We start from the raw sequence: 20,659 nt of genomic DNA on the forward strand, positions 1-20,659 counted from the left end.
TCATAATTTATGTACAATTTTTTCGATCTCTATCACAATGATGTTAGAATCTAAAAAAATTTTTAATTAAAAAGGATAAATAATGACAATAGCAAATTTGCGTGACCAAATTAAAATTGTATTTTTTGATATTGATGAAACATTGATTATGAAATTTGAGGATATTTTGCCTGATACAGTGCTTCCCGCTATTCGCAAACTCAAACAAAATGGCATTATTCCTGCTATCGCAACGGGACGTTCACGTTGTAGTTTACCCACCAAAATCAAACAGTTAATTGCTGAAGAACCTATTGAATTATTTGTCACTATGAATGGGCAATTGGCTGTTTTTAAAGATCAAACAATAGAAAAACACCCGATTCCAACAGCTAAAGTGCAAAAATTAGTAGATTTTTTTGATGCACATAATATCAGTTATGCCTTTGTATCTGACGATGATGTCGCCGTATCAGAGATTAATCCTAAACAGCAATCTGCACTTGATCCCATTTTAACTGATTACATTGTGGATAAAGATTACTTTAAACATCATGAAGTCTTTCAATTATTACCTTTCTATGATGAAAGCCAAGATGAATTAGTGACCAACGCTGGCATTTTAGATGGCTTACGTGTAGTTCGTTGGGATAAAGACTCCGTAGATCTCTTTGATGCCGAAGGCTCAAAAGCTCGTGGTATTGCAGCTGCGATTAAAAAATTAGGCTTTCAAATGGAAAATGTCATGGCATTTGGTGATGGCTTAAATGATCTCGAAATGCTGAGTACAGTTGGCGTTGGTGTGGCTATGGGCAATGCACACGAAGATCTGAAAAAAGTGGCTAATTATGTCACAGATCGCATTGAAAATGATGGAATTTATAACTTTCTGATAAAATCTAATCTTATTTCTGAATAATCACTTTAATTGGATATGAGACGATCTCATATCCATTTTTCTAAATTTTTGTCAATATCACCGCACTTTATCATTAATAAAATTCATAATAAACTTGAAAAAGTTGAATTTGACGCATAATAAAGTTCATCTTATTGTATAACCATTGATTCGCTATGGAGGTCCTCAATGAGTTATGCAAAGGAAATTAATACTCTTAATCAATGTATTTCTGAACTAAACGGCAATATTAATGTTTCATTTGAATTCTTTCCACCTAAAAATGCAGAAATGGAAACACTATTGTGGAATTCAATTCATCGGTTAAAAACCTTATCACCGAAATTTGTTTCTGTTACCTATGGCGCAAATTCAGGAGAACGAGAACGTACTCATCAAGTGGTGAAATCCATTAAGCAACAAGCAGGAATTGAAGCGGCTCCCCATTTAACAGGTATTGATGCAAGTCCAGAACAGTTAAAAGAAATTGCTCAAGATTATTGGAATAATGGGATTCGTCACATTGTCGCATTACGTGGTGATGAACCCTCTGGCTATCAGAAAAAATCCTTTTATGCAGCAGATCTGGTGGCGCTATTACGTTCTGTTGCCGATTTTGATATTTCGGTGGCTGCTTATCCAGAGGTACATCCTGATGCAAAATCCGCACAAGCAGATTTAATCAATCTCAAACGAAAAATTGATGCGGGTGCGAATCATGTTATTACCCAATTTTTCTTTGATGTAGAAAGTTATCTACGCTTTCGTGATCGCTGTGTAACCATTGGCATTGATGCTGAAATTGTGCCAGGCATTTTACCTGTGACTAACTTTAAACAACTAGGCAAAATGGCGAAATCCACTAATGTCAGAATTCCCCATTGGCTTGCAAAAATGTATGAGGGTTTAGATAACGACCCTGCAACACGAAATTTAGTCGCAGCAAGTATTGCCATTGATATGGTGAAGGTTCTGTCCCGAGAAGGCGTTAAAGACTTTCATTTTTACACCTTAAACCGTAGTGAATTAACCTATGCTATTTGTCATACCTTAGGTGTTCGCCCACATTAATTGATTATATTTATAGAGGAAAAACAATGACTACATTACATTTTCTAGGTTTCCCTAGAGTGGGAGCAAAACGCGAACTTAAATTTGCGCAAGAACGTTATTGGCGTAAAGAATTATCGGAACAAGATTTACGCTATGTGGCAAAAAGTATCCGTGAGAAAAATTGGTATCATCAAGCTCAAGCTAATGCAAATTTTGTTACTGTCGGTGACTTCAGTTTTTATGATCATATGCTTGATTTACAAGTGGCTACGGGTGCGATTCCTGGTCGTTTTGGTTTCGATAGCCAACAACTTAGTTTAGATCAATACTTCCAACTAGCCCGAGGCAATCAGCAACAATTTGCCATTGAAATGACCAAATGGTTCGATACTAACTATCATTATTTAGTCCCTGAATTCTATGCGGACACTCAATTTAAAGCGAATCCAAACCATTACCTTGAGCAAATTCACGAAGCTCAACAGCTTGGTTATCAAGTCAAACCAACATTAGTCGGGCCTATCACATTTCTATGGCTAGGCAAGGAAAAAGGTGCGACTTTTAATCGTCTTGATTTATTAAATAAACTATTACCTGTATATGAAAGTTTATTAAATGCTTTCCTCCAAGCAGGTGTACAATGGGTGCAATTGGATGAACCAGCACTCACTCAAGATTTACCCGCAGAATGGTTACAGGCTTATAAAACCGCCTATGCACAATTAAGTGCGGTCAAAATTAATAAAATTTTTGCTACTTACTTTGGTTCAGTTGCAGAACATGCACCACTGCTAAAAAGTTTACCTGTAGAAGGATTGCATATTGATTTAGTTAGAGATCATAAACAATTTAGTGCTTTTGCGGATTACCCAAAAATCCTTTCCCTTGGTGTTATTGATGGTCGTAATATCTGGCGAACAAATCTGCCACATATATTGGATCATTTACAAGATGCTAAAGCATTATTAGGCGAACGTTTATGGATTTCTAGCTCCTGTTCTTTGCTTCATTGCCCGTATGATTTATCAATAGAAACGCAGCTACAGGAAAAACAACCTGAACTATACCAATGGCTCGCTTTCGGATTGCAAAAAGTACAAGAATTGAGCATTTTGAAAAAAGCCTTAGTGGAAAGCCCCAGCAGAGTTCAAACCGAACTAAACGAAAGCCAATGTGCTGCTGAAGCTCGTACTCATAGCCAGTTAATTCATCGTTGTGAGGTTGCAGAACGACTTGCAAATTTACCCGAAAATGCTGATCAACGAAAATCACCTTATCAACAACGAATTAAAGCACAGCAGGCTTGGTTACAATTGCCGAATTTACCAACAACCACTATCGGTTCATTCCCACAAACCTTAAATATTCGTCAGGCTCGGGCTAAATTCAAAAAAGGAGAAATTTCTGTTAGTGAATATGAAGCTGCAATGAAAAAAGAAATTGCGCTAGTAGTAAAAGCACAAGAAGAATTAGATCTTGATGTATTAGTGCATGGTGAACCTGAACGAAATGACATGGTGGAATATTTCGGTGAATTATTAGAAGGCTTTGCTTTCACCAAATTCGGCTGGGTACAAAGTTATGGTTCTCGTTGCATAAAACCACCGATTATTTATGGTGATGTACAGCGTTCTCAACCGATGACTGTAGCTTGGTCGCAATATGCACAGAGCCTCACGAATCGTCCAATGAAAGGGATGCTCACAGGGCCTGTGACAATTTTACAATGGTCATTTGTACGTAATGATATTAGCCGTGCTACAGTGTGCAAACAAATTGCTTTAGCCTTAAATGATGAAGTATTAGATCTAGAAAAAGCAGGTATTAAAGTGATTCAAATTGACGAACCAGCAATTCGTGAAGGCTTACCTCTAAAACGTGCTGATTGGCGACAATATCTACAATGGGCTGGGGAGGCTTTCCGTCTTGCCTCATCTGGCTGTGAAGATAGTACCCAAATTCACACTCATATGTGTTATTCCGAGTTTAATGATATTTTGCCTGCTATTGCAGCTCTAGATGCCGATGTCATCACTATCGAAACCTCACGTTCGGATATGGAATTACTCAATGCTTTTGCAGATTTTCATTATCCTAATGATATTGGTCCTGGTGTTTATGATATTCATAGCCCTCGTATACCGACTGCCGATGAAATTGAACACCTGTTACGTAAAGCATTAAAAGTGATTCCTGCGGAACGTTTATGGGTAAACCCAGATTGTGGTTTAAAAACTCGAGGTTGGTCAGAAACCATTGAAGCATTAAAAGTCATGGTGAAAGTTACTAAACAACTTAGACAAGAACTAACAAATTAAACCTTAGGCACGTAGCAATACGTGCCTTTTTCATTCATATAAAATTTTCTAAAATCATACCGCACTTTTGCAACAAACCTTTTGCCCAACTAACTTATTCGCAGTACTATGAGTTATCAATTTACATAAGGAGCCCGACTATGGCACACAAAATTGCGGTTATCGCAGGTGATGGAATCGGACCTGAAGTGCTCACTGAAGGTGTCAAAGTACTCAACTGCATTTCTCAACTGGATTCAAACATTCAATTCGACTTCACACATTTTCCTTGGGGATGTGAGTTTTATTCTCAAACTGGCAAAATGATGGACGATGATGGTATTGAACAACTGAGTCAATTTGATGCCATTTTTTTAGGTGCTGTAGGTTATCCTGGCGTACCAGACCATATTTCACTTTGGGGGTTGTTATTAGCTATTCGTAAAAACTTTGAACAATATGTAAATGTTCGCCCCGTTAAATTATTAAAGGGTGCGCCTTGTCCCATTAAAGGGAAAACTGAAAAAGACATTGATATGATCTTCATTCGTGAAAACAGTGAAGGGGAATATTCAGGCACAGGAAGTTGGTTATTCAAAAATAAACCACATGAAGTGGTGATTCAAGATAGCGTATTTTCTCGAGTAGGTTGTGAACGCATTATTCGCTATGCTTTTGAATTAGCTCGTAAACAAAATAAATCAGTTACCAGCATTAGCAAATCCAATGCCTTAAACTATTCCATGGTTTTCTGGGATCAAATCTTTAATGAAGTAAAAGCAGATTACCCTGATGTAAAAACTACAACCTATTTAGTCGATGCCGCAGCGATGTTAATGGTAACGCATCCTGAACGTTTTGAAGTGGTTGTCACCAGTAACTTATTTGGCGATATTCTCACTGATTTAGGTGCCGCAATTTCTGGTGGTATGGGATTAGCCGCCGGAGCAAATTTAAATCCTGAACGACAATATCCATCTATGTTCGAACCTATTCATGGTTCGGCGCCAGATATTGCCGGTAAACAACTTGCCAACCCATTAGCCACTCTGTGGTCAGCGAGTCAATTACTGGAATTCTTTGGGCATAAGCAATGGGCAAAGCACTTAATTGAAGCGATTGAATATTTACTGGTAGAAAAAACTACACTTACCCCAGATTTAGGTGGCAATGCAAAAACGGCACAAGTCGGTGATGCTATTGTGAAATATCTGATTGACCATTATGCTAAATAATTTCACCTAGACAGCTTTCGTACCAGTTTCTCACCCCAAAAGTGCGGTTAAAATTTTTAAAATTCTAACCGCACTTTTTATTTAGCTGAACTCATACGGCCAAGATCGCATGTAAGTTTTGTAATGAACAAACCTCGTGCATATGCAAATTTGCTACACTTAAACTAATCGCATCAGCACTGGCTATCGTTGTATAAATTGGCAAGCCTTGTTTCAACGCATTTGCTCGGATTGATGCACTATCTGCTACACTTTCTGATATGCCTCCCACCGTATTGATAATGAGTGCAATTTCATTATTCTTAATTGCATCAACAATGTGCGGTCTGCCTTCACGCACTTTATTCACGGTTTGTACAGTAATGCCATGTTCATGTAAGAATTTTGCGGTACCGAAAGTCGCACACAAGCCATAACCTTGTTCTTGCAAGCGTTTCACAATTGGTAATAAACGTGGTTTATCATCGTTATCTACAGAAACAAACACTTTGCCTGTGCGCGGAATGCGTTCACCTGCACCAATTTGAGCTTTCAAGAACGCTTCGGCAAAAGTTTTACCGATGCCCATAACTTCCCCTGTTGAACGCATTTCAGGTCCTAAAATGGTGTCCACGCCAGGGAATTTAATAAATGGAAATACCGCTTCTTTCACCGCAAAGAAACCTTTTGGAACCACTTCTCCTTGAATGCCTTGTTCTTTTAAGCTCATACCCGCCATCACTCGTGTTGCGATTTTCGCCAATGGTTGGCTGGTGGCTTTGCTTACAAATGGCACGGTACGGCTGGCACGAGGATTCACTTCAAGCACATAAATCACATTTTTTTGTACAGCAAACTGAACGTTCATTAAACCAACAACATTTAGTGCATGTGCCATTGCCGCAGTTTGACGACGAATTTCATCTTGAATTGGTTTACTCAAGGAATATGGCGGTAATGAGCAAGCAGAATCACCTGAGTGAATCCCTGCCTGTTCAATATGTTGCATAATGCCACCGATAATCACTTGTTCACCGTCGCAAATACAGTCTACATCCACTTCAATAGCATTATTTAAGAAGTGATCAAGCAAAATTGGGCTATCATTGGAAACAGATACAGCTTCCCGCATATAACGATTCAACTCTTCATCGTTATACACAATTTGCATTGCCCGACCACCGAGTACATAAGATGGACGCACCACCAATGGATAACCCACTTCATTTGCTAAACCAACTGCCTCTTGTGCATTACGTGCAGTGCGGTTTGCAGGTTGTTTTAATTGCAAATCATTGAGGATTTTTTGGAAGCGTTCACGGTCTTCTGCTGCATCAATGCTATCTGCGGAAGTCCCAATAACATTTACGCCATTAGCATGCAAAGCGTTAGCTAATTTTAATGGGGTTTGACCGCCATAATGCACGATCACGCCCCAAGGTTGCTCTACGTGAATAATTTCTAACACATCTTCCAAGGTTAAGGGTTCGAAATACAAACGATCAGAAGTATCAAAATCAGTAGAAACGGTTTCTGGATTGCAGTTCACCATAATGGTTTCAAACCCACTTTCACGCAAAGCAAGTGCGGCATGTACACAGCAGTAGTCAAATTCAATACCTTGTCCAATACGGTTTGGACCACCACCTAAAATCATCACTTTTTTGCGATTGGTTGGATTAGCTTCACATTCTTCTTCATAAGTTGAATATAAGTAAGCCGTATCCGATTTAAATTCACCCGCACAAGTATCTACACGTTTATAGACCGGATGAATATTAAACGCATTACGCAAGCTACGCACTGAAGTTTCATCAGATTTTACGAGCTGTGCAATACGTTTATCAGAAAAACCTTTACGTTTTAAACGATAAATTTCATCACGGCTTAAATCGGCAAGGGTTTTCTTCTCAAGAGCAAGTTCTTCTAGCACTAAATCTTGAATTTGGATTAAGAACCAAGGGTCAATTTTACTGTAATGATGTACTTCTTCTAATGACCAACCAATACCAAAAGCATCTGCCACATAAAGCAACCGTTCAGGACCAGGATTGGAAATTTCGTGGCGTAATTTTTCCATATCTTCAGTTTTTAAATTAAAACCACAGATACCTGTTTCCAAACCACGTAGGGCTTTTTGGATAGATTCTTGGAAGGTACGCCCCATCGCCATCACTTCACCCACAGATTTCATTTGAGTCGTTAAACGATCATCTGCTTTTGGGAATTTTTCAAAAGCAAAACGTGGCACTTTAGTCACCACATAGTCAATTGAAGGTTCAAATGAGGCAGGAATTAACCCTCCAGTAATATCGTTACGTAATTCATTTAAGGTATAACCTACGGCTAATTTTGCGGCGACCTTAGCAATTGGGAAACCTGTTGCTTTTGAGGCTAATGCTGAAGAGCGACTTACACGAGGATTCATCTCAATCACGATCATTTCGCCATTTTCTGGGTTAATCGCAAATTGTACGTTTGAACCACCAGTATCCACACCAATTTCACGCAATACCGCAAGGGATGCGTTACGCATGATTTGGTATTCTTTATCCGTTAAAGTTTGCGCTGGTGCGACTGTAATAGAGTCGCCCGTATGCACGCCCATTGGGTCAAAGTTTTCAATGGAACACACGATAATACAATTATCTACTTTGTCACGCACCACTTCCATTTCATATTCTTTCCAACCTAATACAGATTGCTCAATGAGTAATTCATGAGTTGGCGAAGCTTCGAAACCACGTTCACAAATCGCTTGAAATTCATCACGATTATAGGCAATTCCACCACCAGAACCGCCCATGGTAAATGATGGACGAATTAAAGTTGGAAAACCCACTTCCACTTGAGCAACCCAAGCTTCTTCAAAGCTGTGACATACAAAAGATTTTGGCGTATTTAAACCAATTTTCGCCATGGCTTCTTTGAAACGACCGCGATCTTCTGCTTTGTCAATGGCATCCTCTGTAGCACCGATCAATTCCACCTTGTATTTTTTCAACACGCCATGTTTGGATAGATCTAATGCACAGTTCAATGCCGTTTGACCGCCCATAGTCGGTAAAATGGCATCTGGACGTTCTTTCTCAATAATTTTTTCTACGGTTTGCCATTGAATCGGCTCAATGTAAGTCACATCCGCCATATTCTGGTCAGTCATAATAGTGGCTGGGTTGGAGTTCACCAATACCACTTTATACCCTTCTTCACGCAAGGCTTTACACGCCTGTGCGCCTGAATAGTCAAATTCACAAGCCTGACCGATTACAATCGGACCAGCGCCAATAATGAGGATTGTGTTTATGTCGTTACGTTTTGGCATTTTATCTTTCTCATGAAAATTTTTTTAAAATAGACCGCACTTTTAGGCTTTAGCCGTTCTCATCGCTTCAATAAATTTATCAAATAAATAAGCTACATCATGCGGCCCTGGGCTGGCTTCTGGGTGACCTTGGAAGGAGTATGCTACTTGCTCGGTAAGTTCAATACCTTGCACAGAATGGTCGAATAATGAACGGTGTGTTACACGCACATTGGCAGGCAAGCTATACTCGTCTACTTCAAAACCGTGGTTTTGGCTAGTAATCATCACTTTTTGGTTATCTAAATCTTGTACTGGATGATTAGCACCATGATGACCAAATGCCATTTTTTTGGTTTTGCCACCGCTCGCCAAACCTAAAAGTTGGTGTCCTAAACAAATACCAAATACAGGCTTCTTAGTAACAAGAATTTCTTTAATAGCATTAATGGCATAATCGCAGGGTTCTGGATCGCCAGGTCCATTTGAAAGGAAAATACCGTCTGGATTCAGTGCTAGCACCTCTTTAGCTGGTGTTTTAGCTGGAACAACAGTAATATTGCAACCGCGTTCAGCAAGCATACGCAAAATATTGCGTTTTACTCCGAAATCATAGGCAACAATATTAAATTCTGGCTGACTAGCTTCCACATAACCTTGCCCTAATTTCCATTCACCTTGTGTCCATTGATAAGGAACTTTTGTGGTTACTACTTGGGCTAAATCTTTTCCCGCCATAGAACCAAAAGCTAAGGCAAGTTCGAGGGCTTTTTTCTCGTCAATTTCACCCGTCATAATACAACCTGCCATCGCACCTTTATCGCGCAATAAACGGGTTAAACGACGAGTATCAATATCCGCAATGGCGACAACATTATTGGCTTTTAAATATTCGGATAGGCTTTGTTTTGCACGGAAATTACTATGAGTCAATGGTAAATCTCGAATAATTAAACCTGCAGCATATACAGCATTAGATTCAACATCCTCCTCATTGGTCCCTGTGTTACCAATATGTGGATAGGTTAAGGTAATAATTTGTTGAAAATAGGAAGGATCTGTTAACACCTCTTGGTAGCCTGTCATTGCTGTATTGAAAACTACCTCACCAATAGCTTGACCTTTAGCACCAACAGAGGTGCCATAAAAAACACTACCATCGGCCAACACAAGAATTGCAGATTTAGACATAAACTATCACCTCTTTATTGCTAATCATTGAGTATGGAACAATATTTATTCATTATAAATTTCAAAAAAACTCACCGCAGATTAAACTGAAATGGCAGGTGCCGAATAAAAAATACTAGATTTTTCTTATTATGAAATTTACCAAATTAAATATTTATTCATAAATATTGCATAAATATATTAAATATACAAGTATTTTTTATAGTGAATCATATTGAAGCTATTTATGTAAATTGAGTAAATATCAAATCCCTTTGCATTAAGCCTTATTGCATAATTAATCACACTAAAAATCACATAGAATTTCTTTTGTAGATTATTCTCAACTCATTTACAATGTGGTTATCTATAAACTATTTAGCCTCTAATTTTAGGATTAAGAAAATGAAAAAAACTCACTTGCTGGTGACTTCTGTTCTAGCATCATTGGTACTCACTGGATGTACCAGCCTTGATGCACAAACAGGTGAACGTCAAGACCCACTTGAAGGATTTAACCGCACTATGTGGGGTTTCAACTATAACGTATTAGACCCTTATCTATTAAAACCTGCCGCTAAAGGCTGGAACGCATTACCTACGCCATTAACAACAGGTTTAAGTAATGCGGCAAAAAATTTAGATGAGCCAGTAAGCTTTGTAAACCGTTTATTAGAGGGTGAAGGCAAAAAAGCATTTGTGCATTTTAACCGTTTTATTATTAACTCTACTTTTGGTTTAGCAGGGCTTATTGATTGGGCGAGTTATAGTGATCCATTAAAAATTGAAAATAATCGCACTTTTGGTGACACTTTAGGCAGCTATGGTGTGGATCCTGGGGTTTATGTCATGTTACCTGTTTATGGTGCAAGCACGCCTCGAGAATTAACAGGATCAATGGTAGATAAAGCCTATACTTATCCGTTCTGGGAATGGGTTGGCGGAGCCTGGTCATTAGTGCCAACGGTGATTAAAACTGTGGATTCTCGAGCTAAAGCCATGGATAAAGAAGAGCTATTGAATCAAGCACAAGATCCTTACATTACATTCCGTGAAGCTTACTATCAAAACCTAGAATATCGTGTGAATGATGGAAATGTAAAAGCAAAAGAAACCGGTTTATCACAAGATGATTTAAAAAGTATTGACTAACTTTTAAGGAATTCATTATGGAAATGACATCAACTCAACGTCTAATTCTTGCTAATCAATATAAGTTAATGGGCTTATTAGATCCAACGCATGCAACCCAATACGAACGCCTCGAAATGATTGTAAAAGGGGGATTTGAGTTAGAACTTAAAGAATTAGATAACGCCTTTCTGAATATGACTGAAGCAGAATGCCGTAGTGTATTAGATACTCTTGAAATGTATCATGCTCTACAAATTTCCTATGAAAATCTTACAGAGAAAACGGCACTTTCAGCTCATCGCTTACAATTTGTCGGCTATGATGCAATCCGTGAAAAAAAATATCTTAATTATTTGCGTTTTCTTACCAACATCGAAGGAAAATACCAAGCATTTATGCAATGTGAACATGGTTGTGATTCACAAACACCTATGTGTGAAAAATACCATAGAATGCTTCATTTATGGAAACAATGTCCACACCAATATCATCTGAGCCTGGTTAAAATTCAAAATATTCTTAATGCCTAAAATTTTCTAAACTATCACCGCACTTTACTGAATCTAAAGTGCGGTATCATATTGAAAAATTTTCTCAAATAGCACCGCAGTTTTAGTATTCTCAAGCCTTGAATCAGTCTGAATACAATATTTTATGCCGTTGGAATTAATAAAATAAATGACCCAACTATGCCAATAACTTTTACGATAAATATAAAATGCAATTTAAAAATTAGTTTTGCTTAATCTGAGGAATTTTTCCTTCAAATTCAGTTGGTAAAAGTTGATCTGTCACAATAAGATCAAATTCACATAATTCACCAATATAAGCTTGTCGTACTTTATTCACTTTAAAATGATCAAACACTAAAATGGCTTGCTGGGTTTTTGCCATTGCACGTTGCTTCGTTTTAACTTCATCAAAATTAAAGCAACTAACACCTCGCTTGGCATCAACACCTGCGGCAGAAATAAATGCTTTTGTTGTACAAATTGCCTCAAGTTCATTATGTACTTGAATAGAATTAAGAAAAGAATTATGACGTGAATATTTACCACCACATAAAATCACATCACAATTTGGCTTTTCCTGTAGCACCATAAAGGTATTAATTGAGCAACAAAGTGCGGTAAATTTTATGGAAGAATCAATTTGAGAGGCAATAAATGGGATAGTCGAACCACAATCAAAAAAAACCACATCACCTTCCTCGACTAACTCCGCACCAAGACGCCCGATGTGCATTTTTTCCGCAATATGTTTAGTTTCTTGTTCAAAGATTTGGTAGCCATTCTCGTTACTTTTTTGCGGATCTTTCACGATATAGCCACCAAGTAAAACAATTGAGCCTGTATTGGTATTCAAATCACGACGAATAGTCATCTCCGACACATTCAAAATATCAGCGGCATCTCGCAGATGAATTTTATCCATCTGTTTGAGTAAAAATTCTAATTTATGAATGCGTGATTGTACTTTAGTGTCCATAACAGGCTCATTGATGGTAATTAATAAGTGCTATTATTGTCCTTCAAACCTTTAATAATGGCAATACCTGCACTTGCACCAATTCTACTTGCACCCGCATTAATCATCGCAAGAGCAGTTTCTGTATCACGTACACCACCCGATGCTTTCACACCAATATTAGCACCTACAGTTTTACGCATTAAAGCAATATCTTCAACGGTTGCACCGCCTTTATTAAAGCCTGTTGAGGTTTTGACAAAACCTACATTTAAATCACGACAAATTTCACAAGCTTTAACAATTTCTTCTTTGCTAAGTAAGCAAGTTTCTAAAATAACTTTTAATAATCCACCTTGACAAGCTTCTAAAACGATTTTAATATCCGCTTCAACTTTTTCCCATTGTGCTGATTTAATAAGACCAACATTAATCACCATATCCACTTCTTCAGCACCAGCTTTGATCGCCTCTTTAGCTTCAAACGCTTTTACAGAAGATAAATTTGCACCAAGTGGAAAACCGACTACAGTACAAATTTTTACATTGGAACCTGTTAATTTTTGTTTTGCTAATGGAATATAACCTGAATTGATACATACAGACCAAAAACCATTTTCAATTGCTTCATCACATAATTGAAGAATGTCTTGTTCTGTTTTTTCTGCGGTTAATGCAGTGTGATCAATAAATTTTGCTATTTCATTTCCTTTCATAATAAATCTCTCCTATCTCAGAAAATGTGATTATTTTAACTTTTTTATATCATACATTAAAAAAAATTTAAAACTGTGACTTTTGTCACTTTTTTAACATTTTAAGTATTATACACTTGATTAAGTCAAATATGTTGCAATTTTAACACTATTATTTTAGGAGATATATATGGATATTGCGGTAATTGGTTCCAATATGGTTGATTTAATCGCTTATATTAATGATATGCCAAAAATGGGAGAAACCTTAGAGGCCCCTGATTTTAAAATGGGTTGTGGTGGTAAAGGTGCCAATCAAGCTATAGCGGCTGCAAAATTAGGTACCTCTGTCATGATGATGACAAAAGTAGGTAATGATGTATTTGCCGATAACACCATTCATAATTTCCAGAAATTCCGAGTAAATACAGAATTTGTGGAAAAAGTGGAAGGCGTTTCTAGTGGTGTCGCACCGATTTTTGTGGATAAATCATCACAAAATCGTATTTTGATCATTAAAGGCGCAAATGAATATTTAAAACCAGCAGATATTGATCGAGCAGAAGAAAAATTAAAACATTGCAAACTTTTTATTTTGCAATTAGAGATTCCATTGGAAACTGTTTACTACGCCATTGATTTTGCCAAGAAACATCATATTCCTGTCATTCTAAACCCAGCTCCAGCCCGTAAAGATCTAGATATTAACTACGCATGCAAATGCGATTTCTTTATGCCAAATGAAACTGAACTTGAAATTTTAACAGGTATGCCAGTAGATACCATGGAGCAAATTCAAGACGCTGCAAATAGTTTGTTTAATAAAGGTTTGAAAAATTTGATCGTCACTTTAGGTGAAAAAGGTTCTGTATGGTTTCATGATACACAAATGACTCATATTAAACCTTATAAAGTGAATGCTATTGATACTAGTGGTGCAGGTGATGCCTTTATTGGGTGCTTTGCACATTATTACATTGCGACCAATGATGTAAAACATGCCATGACTATGGCATCAGCTTATTCTGCTTATAGTGTAACAGGACAAGGTACACAGTCTTCTTATCCAGATAAAGCACAGTTTGAACAATTCTTACAATCTATGAAATAAGGAATATATTATGAAAGATATTCAACAAATGCCCGATGGCTATCTCAATAAGACACCAATTTTCCAATTTATTTTATTATCTTGCTTATTCCCTCTTTGGGGGGCCGCTGCAAGTTTAAATGACATATTAATTACACAATTCAAAAGTGTATTTACATTAAGTGATTTTGCTAGTGCTTTAGTGCAAAGTGCATTCTATGGTGGTTATTTCTTAATTGCTATTCCTGCTTCATTAATCATCAAAAAAACCAGTTATAAGATTGCTATTTTAATCGGATTAACTTTGTATATCGGCGGTTGCTCAATGTTTTATCCAGCATCACATATGGCAACTTATACAATGTTCTTAGCGGCTATTTTCTCTATTGCTATTGGTTTAAGTTTTTTAGAAACTTCAGCGAATACCTATAGTTCAATGATTGGTCATAAAGATTACGCTACACTACGCTTAAATATCAGCCAAACATTCTATCCTGTCGGGGCGATTTCGGGCATTTTGTTAGGTAAATATTTAATCTTCCAAGAAGGTGCAAGTTTAAATGAACAAATGGCAACAATGAATCCTGAACAATTACACGCATTCAAATTGTCACTACTTGAACATACGCTACAACCTTACAAATATTTAATTTTCGTATTATTGGCTGTGATGTTCTTATTCCTCATTACCTCATATCCAAAATGCAAAGCGATTACCGAAGCCGGCAAAGAAGAAGTCAAATTTACTGACACCTTAAAATATTTAGCCACTAATAGTAAATTCAAAAAAGGGATTGTGGCACAATTCTTATACGTTGGGATGCAAGTTGCAGTATGGTCATTCACCATTCGTCTAGCCTTAAACTTAAGTAATATGAACGAACGTGATGCCTCTAACTTCATGATTTATAGCTTTATTGGTTTCTTCGTAGGTAAATTCGTTGCTAATTTCCTGATGACCAAATTTAAATCTGATTTAGTTCTATTATGGTATTCCATTCTCGGCGTGATCACCTTGGCTTATACTGCATTTGTCCATGATTTCTCTGCTGTTTATGCAGCTATTTTTGCTAGTGTATTATTTGGACCATGCTGGGCGACTATTTATGCTTCCGTGTTAGGAACCGTATCACAAGAGCACCGCGAAGTCGGTGGAGCAGTAGTCGTTATGTCAATTATTGGCGCCGCAGTTGTACCTGCAATTCATGGCTATGTATCTGATACTATTGGTTCATTACAACTTGCCTTTATTGTGCCATTATTCTGCTTTGCCTACGTTGGTTACTATTTCTATGGAAAATTAAAAGAAACGAGCGAAGGAAAATAAGGAGTAAATGATGAAAAGTGTTATTTATCTTTGCAAAGAGCAATTTAGTCATGAAGAACGTGTTATTTTTGAAAATGACCAACTTAGTGCGGTCAGTTTTAAATACAATTCTGGAATTGAAGCTATTAAACTAATTAACAGTAAAGGCTTCGTCACCGTATTACCTTTCTACGGACAAATTATTTGGGACGCAGAATTCAATGGTCAAACCTTAAAAATGAAAAACATGTATAGTGAACCTAAAATTGGTACAACTATTGTTGATACCTATGGCTGTTTTGCTTTTCATTCAGGTTTAATTCGTAATGGTTGCCCAGCACCCGAAGATGATCATCCATTGCATGGTGAAATGCCTTGTGCACAAATGGATAAGGCATGGCTGATTATTGATGAAAATAGTCTTGCTATTAGTGGTGAAGTTGAATATGTAAAAGGCTTTGGCGATCATTATCTAGCAAAACCTGAAGTCGTTTTGAAAGCAGACAGCACATTATTCGATATCAATATGCAAGTGACTAACTTAGCTAGCGTAGAAATGCCATTACAATATATGTGCCATATGAATTATTGCTATGAACATGGTGCAAGTTTTAGCCAAAACATCCCTGATAGTGCAGTAAAATTACGCCAAACCATTCCTGCGCATGTGAAACCAACACCGCAATGGTTAGCCTTCAATGAGGAAATTAAACAAGGAAAATATGTACTTTCATCATTAGAAAACGATGAGATGTATAATCCAGAAATCGTCTTCTTTATGGATAATCTACAACAATATCAAACACAGCTTGAATATCGTATGCATTCACCAAAAGGGCATTGTTATCTCACAACATTCTCATCACAGGAATTTAATTATGCTACCCGTTGGATTCTATATAATGCAGATCAACAAGTTGGAGCATTTGTGCTTCCTGCAACCTGTCGACCTGAAGGACATTTAGCGGCTAAAAAAGCGGGTTCATTAATAATGATGAAACCGTATGAAACACGTCGCTTCAGTGTAACAACAGGGATTGAATAATACCTGCAATTGTTCTGTAAAATAATACCGAGCCTTAAGGTTCGGTATTATTAACGCGATTTAAATATCATCAATAACTTATCCGACATCATATTAACACATTCAGCAATATTCTCTTTTACTCATTAATCCATATTAGATTAAAACACTTGTATGTTTTTTATGCTATAGCGTATAAAAATGATTCTTGATAATAAAAAAATATTGAATTTATGATTTATGTCACTTTTTTAACATCATATTTTATTTATAATCTTAAAATTAACTTTGTTATTTTTATCACATTTTATAAATCGCTGTAAGGAGGCGTCTATGGGAATCTTTAAAGAAGCACCTGATTTACCAATAACAAAATCCAAAGAAGAAATTGATAAAACATACCGATATTGGTGATTACATTTAATGATTGTTAGCTATTTAGGATACGCAGTATTCTATTTTACACGCAAAGGTTTTAACTTTGTAATGCCAGCCATGTTAACCGATCTTGGATTGCAAAAAGCAGACATCGGTATCATGGGCACAGCATTCTATTTAACCTATGGCGCATCAAAATTCCTATCAGGCGTTATCGGTGACCGTTCAAATCCTCGTTATTTTATGGGATTGGGGCTAATGGCAACGGGGATTGTAAATATCTTATTTGGTATGAGTTCCTCTATCTTTATGTTTGTAACACTTTGGATGATTAATGCGTTCTTCCAAGGATGGGGCTGGCCTCCTTGTTCTAAAATTCTAAATACCTGGTATTCTCGTAATGAACGTGGATTATAGTGGGCTATTTGGAACACTTCACATAACTTAGGTGGTGCACTGATTCCATTACTTGCAGGTGCCGTGACACTTGCTTTAAGTTGGCGATATGGCATGATTATTCCTGGTATTATTGCTGTTGTAGTCGGTTTAGGACTTTGTGTTCTATTAAGAGACCGTCCTGCCTCCATGGGATTACCGACAGTGGGTGAATGGCGTAATGATATTGCAGAAAAAGAACATGAAAGTGAAGGAATTGGGTTATCTACCTGGGAAATTCTAAAAGAATATGTGTTCAAAAATAATATTATTTGGGCGCTTGCTATTTCTTATGGCCTCGTTTATATCGTAAGAACAGGAATTAATGACTGGGGTAATCTCTACCTAACAGAAACCCACGGTTATAATTTACTTGAAGCAAACGCAACTGTTGCCTTCTTTGAAGTAGGTGGATTCTTAGGTGCTTTATTTGCAGGTTGGGGATCAGATAAATTCTTCAACGGTAACCGTACCCAAATGAATATTATTTATGTCGTAGGAATTATCTCTGTTGCCTTAGCATTATGGTTTATACCAAGCGATAGTAGCCTATTAATGTCTATTCTATTCTTCCTAATGGGCTTCTTCATCTTTGGTCCACAATTCCTAATTGCCATGGCCGCCGCAGAAAACTCTCATAAATATGCTTCAGGCGCATCAACAGGTTTTGTGAGCTTATTTGCTTATATTGGAGCCGCTGTCGCAGGATTACCACTTTCATTAATCATTGAAAAATTCCACTGGAATGGTTTCTTTGGTTCATTATTCATTATTTCTCTTGTTTGTGCATTATTGTTGATATTAGTCTATATCCTGCAACGCCATCGCAACAAAATGAAATGTTCATAATGAACCCTCAAAATTAATATCCAATCTGCATCTTACAGGCAATCCTAAAATAAGATGCAGATTTTTTATGCCCCATAACTAAACACCTCTCAGCTATTTTCTATTATTAAGAATTTTTCCCCTAATCGACTGTCTAACAAGCGTCCTTAATTATTATTAATTGTGGAGAAAACAAAATGTGGAATTTAGATCAACTACAACAAATTAATCAAGCTGATGATTTAAGAATTGCACCATTTCATACTGACATGGAAACCACTGGCACACCGACTTGGATTTGGGAGGTTATTGTGGATAATCGTTTATTTGCCCGTGCTTATAATGGAAAAAGTTCTTGTTGGTATCAAGCGGCGTCACAACAAAAAGCTGGTCACATCCACAGTATTGGAGATGTATTTAATGTTGTTTTTGCATCAATAACAGATGAAGAACTTAATAAAAAAATTGATGAGGCTTATCGCCAAAAATATGCCGATAGCCCATACATGAAAGAAATGATTAGCCCAAGAGCACGAAATGCAACCATTGAAATATTATTAAGTGAATAATTACTCAAAGGTGTGGCTAAAGTGCGGTATCTCACTGAAAAATTTACAAATAACATACCGCACTTTTATGTGTTCACTTAAATTACCAGCTAACGATAAAACCTTTTTATTAAATAAAGGAAAGTAAATGAACAAATTATATTTAACTTTAATGAATATGAATAAAGCGAAATTACTAAAAATCGTGATTATTTTGATTTATTTATTAAGCCCGTTTGATATTTTACCTGAAGCTTTACTAGACCCATTAGGATTAGTGGATGATGCAGCAGCGATAGCCTTATTAATCAAAACAATTCTAACCAAATAGGATTTTTACTAAAAAGTGCGGTCAAAAAATGAAAAATTTAAACTTTTTTGGCTTTATTTCTCATTCCGAATAAGAAAATAATAACCCCCGCCCAGACCAAAACATAACCTATCATTCGCTCCATAGATAAGCTTTCATTAAAAATTAATACCCCGCATAAAAATTGCAAACTTGGAGAAATATATTGCAACATGCCCAGTAATGACATAGAAATCTTACGTGCACCAATAGCAAACCATAATAAAGGAATCGTTGTTGCAGCACCTGAACCTAATAATACAACCATTTGCAATCCATTCAATTCACTAAAAATCAAAGTATTTTGGCTATAACAATAAATTAAATATAACAAGGCAAAAGGAGAAAGAATAATGGTTTCGAGTGCTAATCCAGCTAAAGCTTCCATGGGTGCTAATTTACGAATCAGAGCATAAAAACCAAAACTTGCGGCTAATATCAAGGCTACCCAAGGAATCTGCCCTGCAGGAATGGCAAGCCATAAAATCCCTGCAGTTGCTGAAATCAAGGCAAGTAATTGTGCATTATTAATTTTTTCTTTTAAAAAAAACCAACCTAAAAAGACATTTAATAAGGGGTTAATAAAATAGCCCAAGCTAGCATCTAAAATATGGTCGTTAGTAATTGCCCACAAATAAACTAACCAATTCAAAGCTATCAAAAAAGCGGTAATAAAAAATACGCCAAGCACACGTGGTTGTTTAAAAGCTCTTAAAACCGTACGACCTTGTCGATATACCAATAGCAAAAGTACCGCAAAAATCGCAGACCACACAATGCGTTGTGCCAAAATCTGATCCGCTGGCATCGCAGATTGATTAATCGGATACCAATAAATCGGGAATGTGCCCCAAGTTAAATAACATAGAAAGGCATAATGCCAACCCTTCAATTTCTCTGAAATTTTCATCTATTGGTTTCCTTATTTAAAATACAGATTATATGTTTACACTGAAAGATGAAGATTCGCTAGACAGATAAAATATATAAATTTTTCAGATTATAACCGCACTTTGCACTTGCTATTTACATGAAGAAACACTTTCGATTAACCCTGAAAGTGGCGCTAACTAACATTAGCTCGCAGGTAACATTAATTATTAGAATAATACTTTTAACTATCACTAAGAATAGTAAGATGACGTACCTGACATAAGGCATAAATTTAAAAATTAAGTACTAAAAAAGGATAGTCTTACTATCCTTTACTTATTTTTATGTCCAGAATTAAACGTTATCAATTTGACCTAATAATGAACGTAAACGTTCTTGCCAGTTATTATGTTCAACTTTAAGTTGTTCATTTTCACTACGTAATGATTCATTTGCTTGTTGAACTTGGTTGTTTTTTTCTTTTAATTCTTCCACTTCTAATTGAAGTAATTGGATAGTTTCAACCGCTTGTTTAATTTTACCTTCTAACTGATCTAAAATTTCTAAAGACATAAAAAATTCCTCTTATAAATAATGTTCGAAATATGACTCTATTC

General features: G+C 36.6%; 17 protein-coding genes and 1 pseudogene. 12 read left to right on the forward strand and 6 right to left on the reverse strand.

The window, feature by feature from the left end; all coding sequences use genetic code 11:
* Positions 1–82 precede the first annotated feature (82 nt).
* From HMPREF1052_RS06560 to HMPREF1052_RS06575, 4 genes are all read left to right on the forward strand, one after another.
* Complete coding sequence (locus tag HMPREF1052_RS06560) at positions 83–898, forward strand: Cof-type HAD-IIB family hydrolase (RefSeq protein ID WP_005760722.1); 816 nt, start codon at positions 83–85, stop codon at positions 896–898.
* 168 nt (positions 899–1,066) lie between these two features.
* Positions 1,067–1,948, forward strand: a complete 882-nt coding sequence (metF, locus tag HMPREF1052_RS06565) for a methylenetetrahydrofolate reductase (RefSeq protein WP_005760906.1) — start codon at positions 1,067–1,069, stop codon at positions 1,946–1,948.
* A 26-nt stretch (positions 1,949–1,974) separates the two neighbouring features.
* Positions 1,975–4,248, forward strand: coding sequence for a 5-methyltetrahydropteroyltriglutamate--homocysteine S-methyltransferase (metE, locus tag HMPREF1052_RS06570; RefSeq protein ID WP_005760947.1), 2,274 nt, complete (start codon positions 1,975–1,977; stop codon positions 4,246–4,248).
* 140 nt (positions 4,249–4,388) lie between these two features.
* Positions 4,389–5,462: a tartrate dehydrogenase gene (locus HMPREF1052_RS06575; protein WP_005760728.1), complete on the forward strand. Its 1,074-nt coding sequence runs from the start codon at positions 4,389–4,391 to the stop codon at positions 5,460–5,462.
* A gap of 91 nt (positions 5,463–5,553) precedes the next feature.
* Here the strand turns inward: HMPREF1052_RS06575 and carB are convergent, their stop codons facing one another.
* Positions 5,554–8,766 carry a carbamoyl-phosphate synthase large subunit gene (gene carB / locus HMPREF1052_RS06580; RefSeq protein WP_005760838.1) on the reverse strand — a complete coding sequence of 1,071 codons (3,213 nt, stop codon included), beginning with the start codon at positions 8,764–8,766 and terminating at the stop codon, positions 5,554–5,556.
* Between the two features lie 42 nt (positions 8,767–8,808).
* A complete protein-coding gene (carA, locus tag HMPREF1052_RS06585) occupies positions 8,809–9,936 on the reverse strand; it encodes a glutamine-hydrolyzing carbamoyl-phosphate synthase small subunit (RefSeq protein WP_005760798.1) in 1,128 nt (375 codons plus the stop codon).
* A 384-nt stretch (positions 9,937–10,320) separates the two neighbouring features.
* On the opposite strand from carA, the gene HMPREF1052_RS06590 reads away from it, so the two are divergent.
* Together HMPREF1052_RS06590 and HMPREF1052_RS06595 are read left to right on the forward strand one after the other, a co-directional pair.
* Entirely contained in the window at positions 10,321–11,067 is a 747-nt protein-coding gene (locus HMPREF1052_RS06590; RefSeq protein WP_005760863.1) for an MlaA family lipoprotein, read from the forward strand.
* 17 nt (positions 11,068–11,084) lie between these two features.
* Positions 11,085–11,579, forward strand: coding sequence for a YfbU family protein (locus tag HMPREF1052_RS06595; RefSeq protein WP_005760813.1), 495 nt, complete (start codon positions 11,085–11,087; stop codon positions 11,577–11,579).
* 202 nt (positions 11,580–11,781) lie between these two features.
* On the opposite strand, the gene deoR is transcribed toward HMPREF1052_RS06595, so the two are convergent.
* Together deoR and deoC are read right to left on the reverse strand one after the other, a co-directional pair.
* Positions 11,782–12,537 carry a DNA-binding transcriptional repressor DeoR gene (gene deoR, locus HMPREF1052_RS06600; protein WP_005760950.1) on the reverse strand — a complete coding sequence of 252 codons (756 nt, stop codon included), beginning with the start codon at positions 12,535–12,537 and terminating at the stop codon, positions 11,782–11,784.
* A gap of 20 nt (positions 12,538–12,557) precedes the next feature.
* Positions 12,558–13,232 carry a deoxyribose-phosphate aldolase gene (deoC, locus tag HMPREF1052_RS06605; protein WP_005760726.1) on the reverse strand — a complete coding sequence of 225 codons (675 nt, stop codon included), beginning with the start codon at positions 13,230–13,232 and terminating at the stop codon, positions 12,558–12,560.
* A gap of 169 nt (positions 13,233–13,401) precedes the next feature.
* Here deoC and rbsK point away from each other — a divergent pair, with 169 nt between their 5' ends.
* From rbsK to HMPREF1052_RS06635, 6 genes and pseudogenes are all read left to right on the forward strand, one after another.
* On the forward strand, positions 13,402–14,322 hold the full coding sequence (gene rbsK / locus HMPREF1052_RS06610; RefSeq protein WP_005760943.1) for a ribokinase: 921 nt from the start codon (positions 13,402–13,404) through the stop codon (positions 14,320–14,322).
* Positions 14,323–14,332: 10 nt separating this feature from the next.
* Positions 14,333–15,628 carry an L-fucose:H+ symporter permease gene (gene fucP / locus HMPREF1052_RS06615; protein ID WP_005760823.1) on the forward strand — a complete coding sequence of 432 codons (1,296 nt, stop codon included), beginning with the start codon at positions 14,333–14,335 and terminating at the stop codon, positions 15,626–15,628.
* A gap of 10 nt (positions 15,629–15,638) precedes the next feature.
* On the forward strand, positions 15,639–16,652 hold the full coding sequence (locus tag HMPREF1052_RS06620; RefSeq protein WP_005760737.1) for an aldose 1-epimerase family protein: 1,014 nt from the start codon (positions 15,639–15,641) through the stop codon (positions 16,650–16,652).
* Between the two features lie 402 nt (positions 16,653–17,054).
* A pseudogene (gene uhpC / locus HMPREF1052_RS06625) lies at positions 17,055–18,293 on the forward strand (MFS transporter family glucose-6-phosphate receptor UhpC).
* Positions 18,294–18,469: 176 nt separating this feature from the next.
* Positions 18,470–18,841 carry a DUF2255 family protein gene (locus HMPREF1052_RS06630; protein ID WP_005760826.1) on the forward strand — a complete coding sequence of 124 codons (372 nt, stop codon included), beginning with the start codon at positions 18,470–18,472 and terminating at the stop codon, positions 18,839–18,841.
* A gap of 127 nt (positions 18,842–18,968) precedes the next feature.
* Entirely contained in the window at positions 18,969–19,151 is a 183-nt protein-coding gene (locus HMPREF1052_RS06635) for a DUF1232 domain-containing protein (RefSeq protein ID WP_005760938.1), read from the forward strand.
* A 37-nt stretch (positions 19,152–19,188) separates the two neighbouring features.
* On the opposite strand, the gene rarD is transcribed toward HMPREF1052_RS06635, so the two are convergent.
* Positions 19,189–20,079: an EamA family transporter RarD gene (gene rarD, locus HMPREF1052_RS06640; RefSeq protein WP_005760919.1), complete on the reverse strand. Its 891-nt coding sequence runs from the start codon at positions 20,077–20,079 to the stop codon at positions 19,189–19,191.
* A 317-nt stretch (positions 20,080–20,396) separates the two neighbouring features.
* Positions 20,397–20,615 (reverse strand): cell division protein ZapB, encoded by a 219-nt coding sequence (gene zapB / locus HMPREF1052_RS06645; RefSeq protein ID WP_005760797.1) that lies wholly within the window; start codon positions 20,613–20,615, stop codon positions 20,397–20,399.
* Positions 20,616–20,659 lie beyond the last annotated feature (44 nt).

Origin of the sequence: Pasteurella bettyae CCUG 2042 (genome assembly GCF_000262245.1) — a bacterium.
GTDB classification, from domain to species: domain Bacteria; phylum Pseudomonadota; class Gammaproteobacteria; order Enterobacterales; family Pasteurellaceae; genus Basfia; species Basfia bettyae.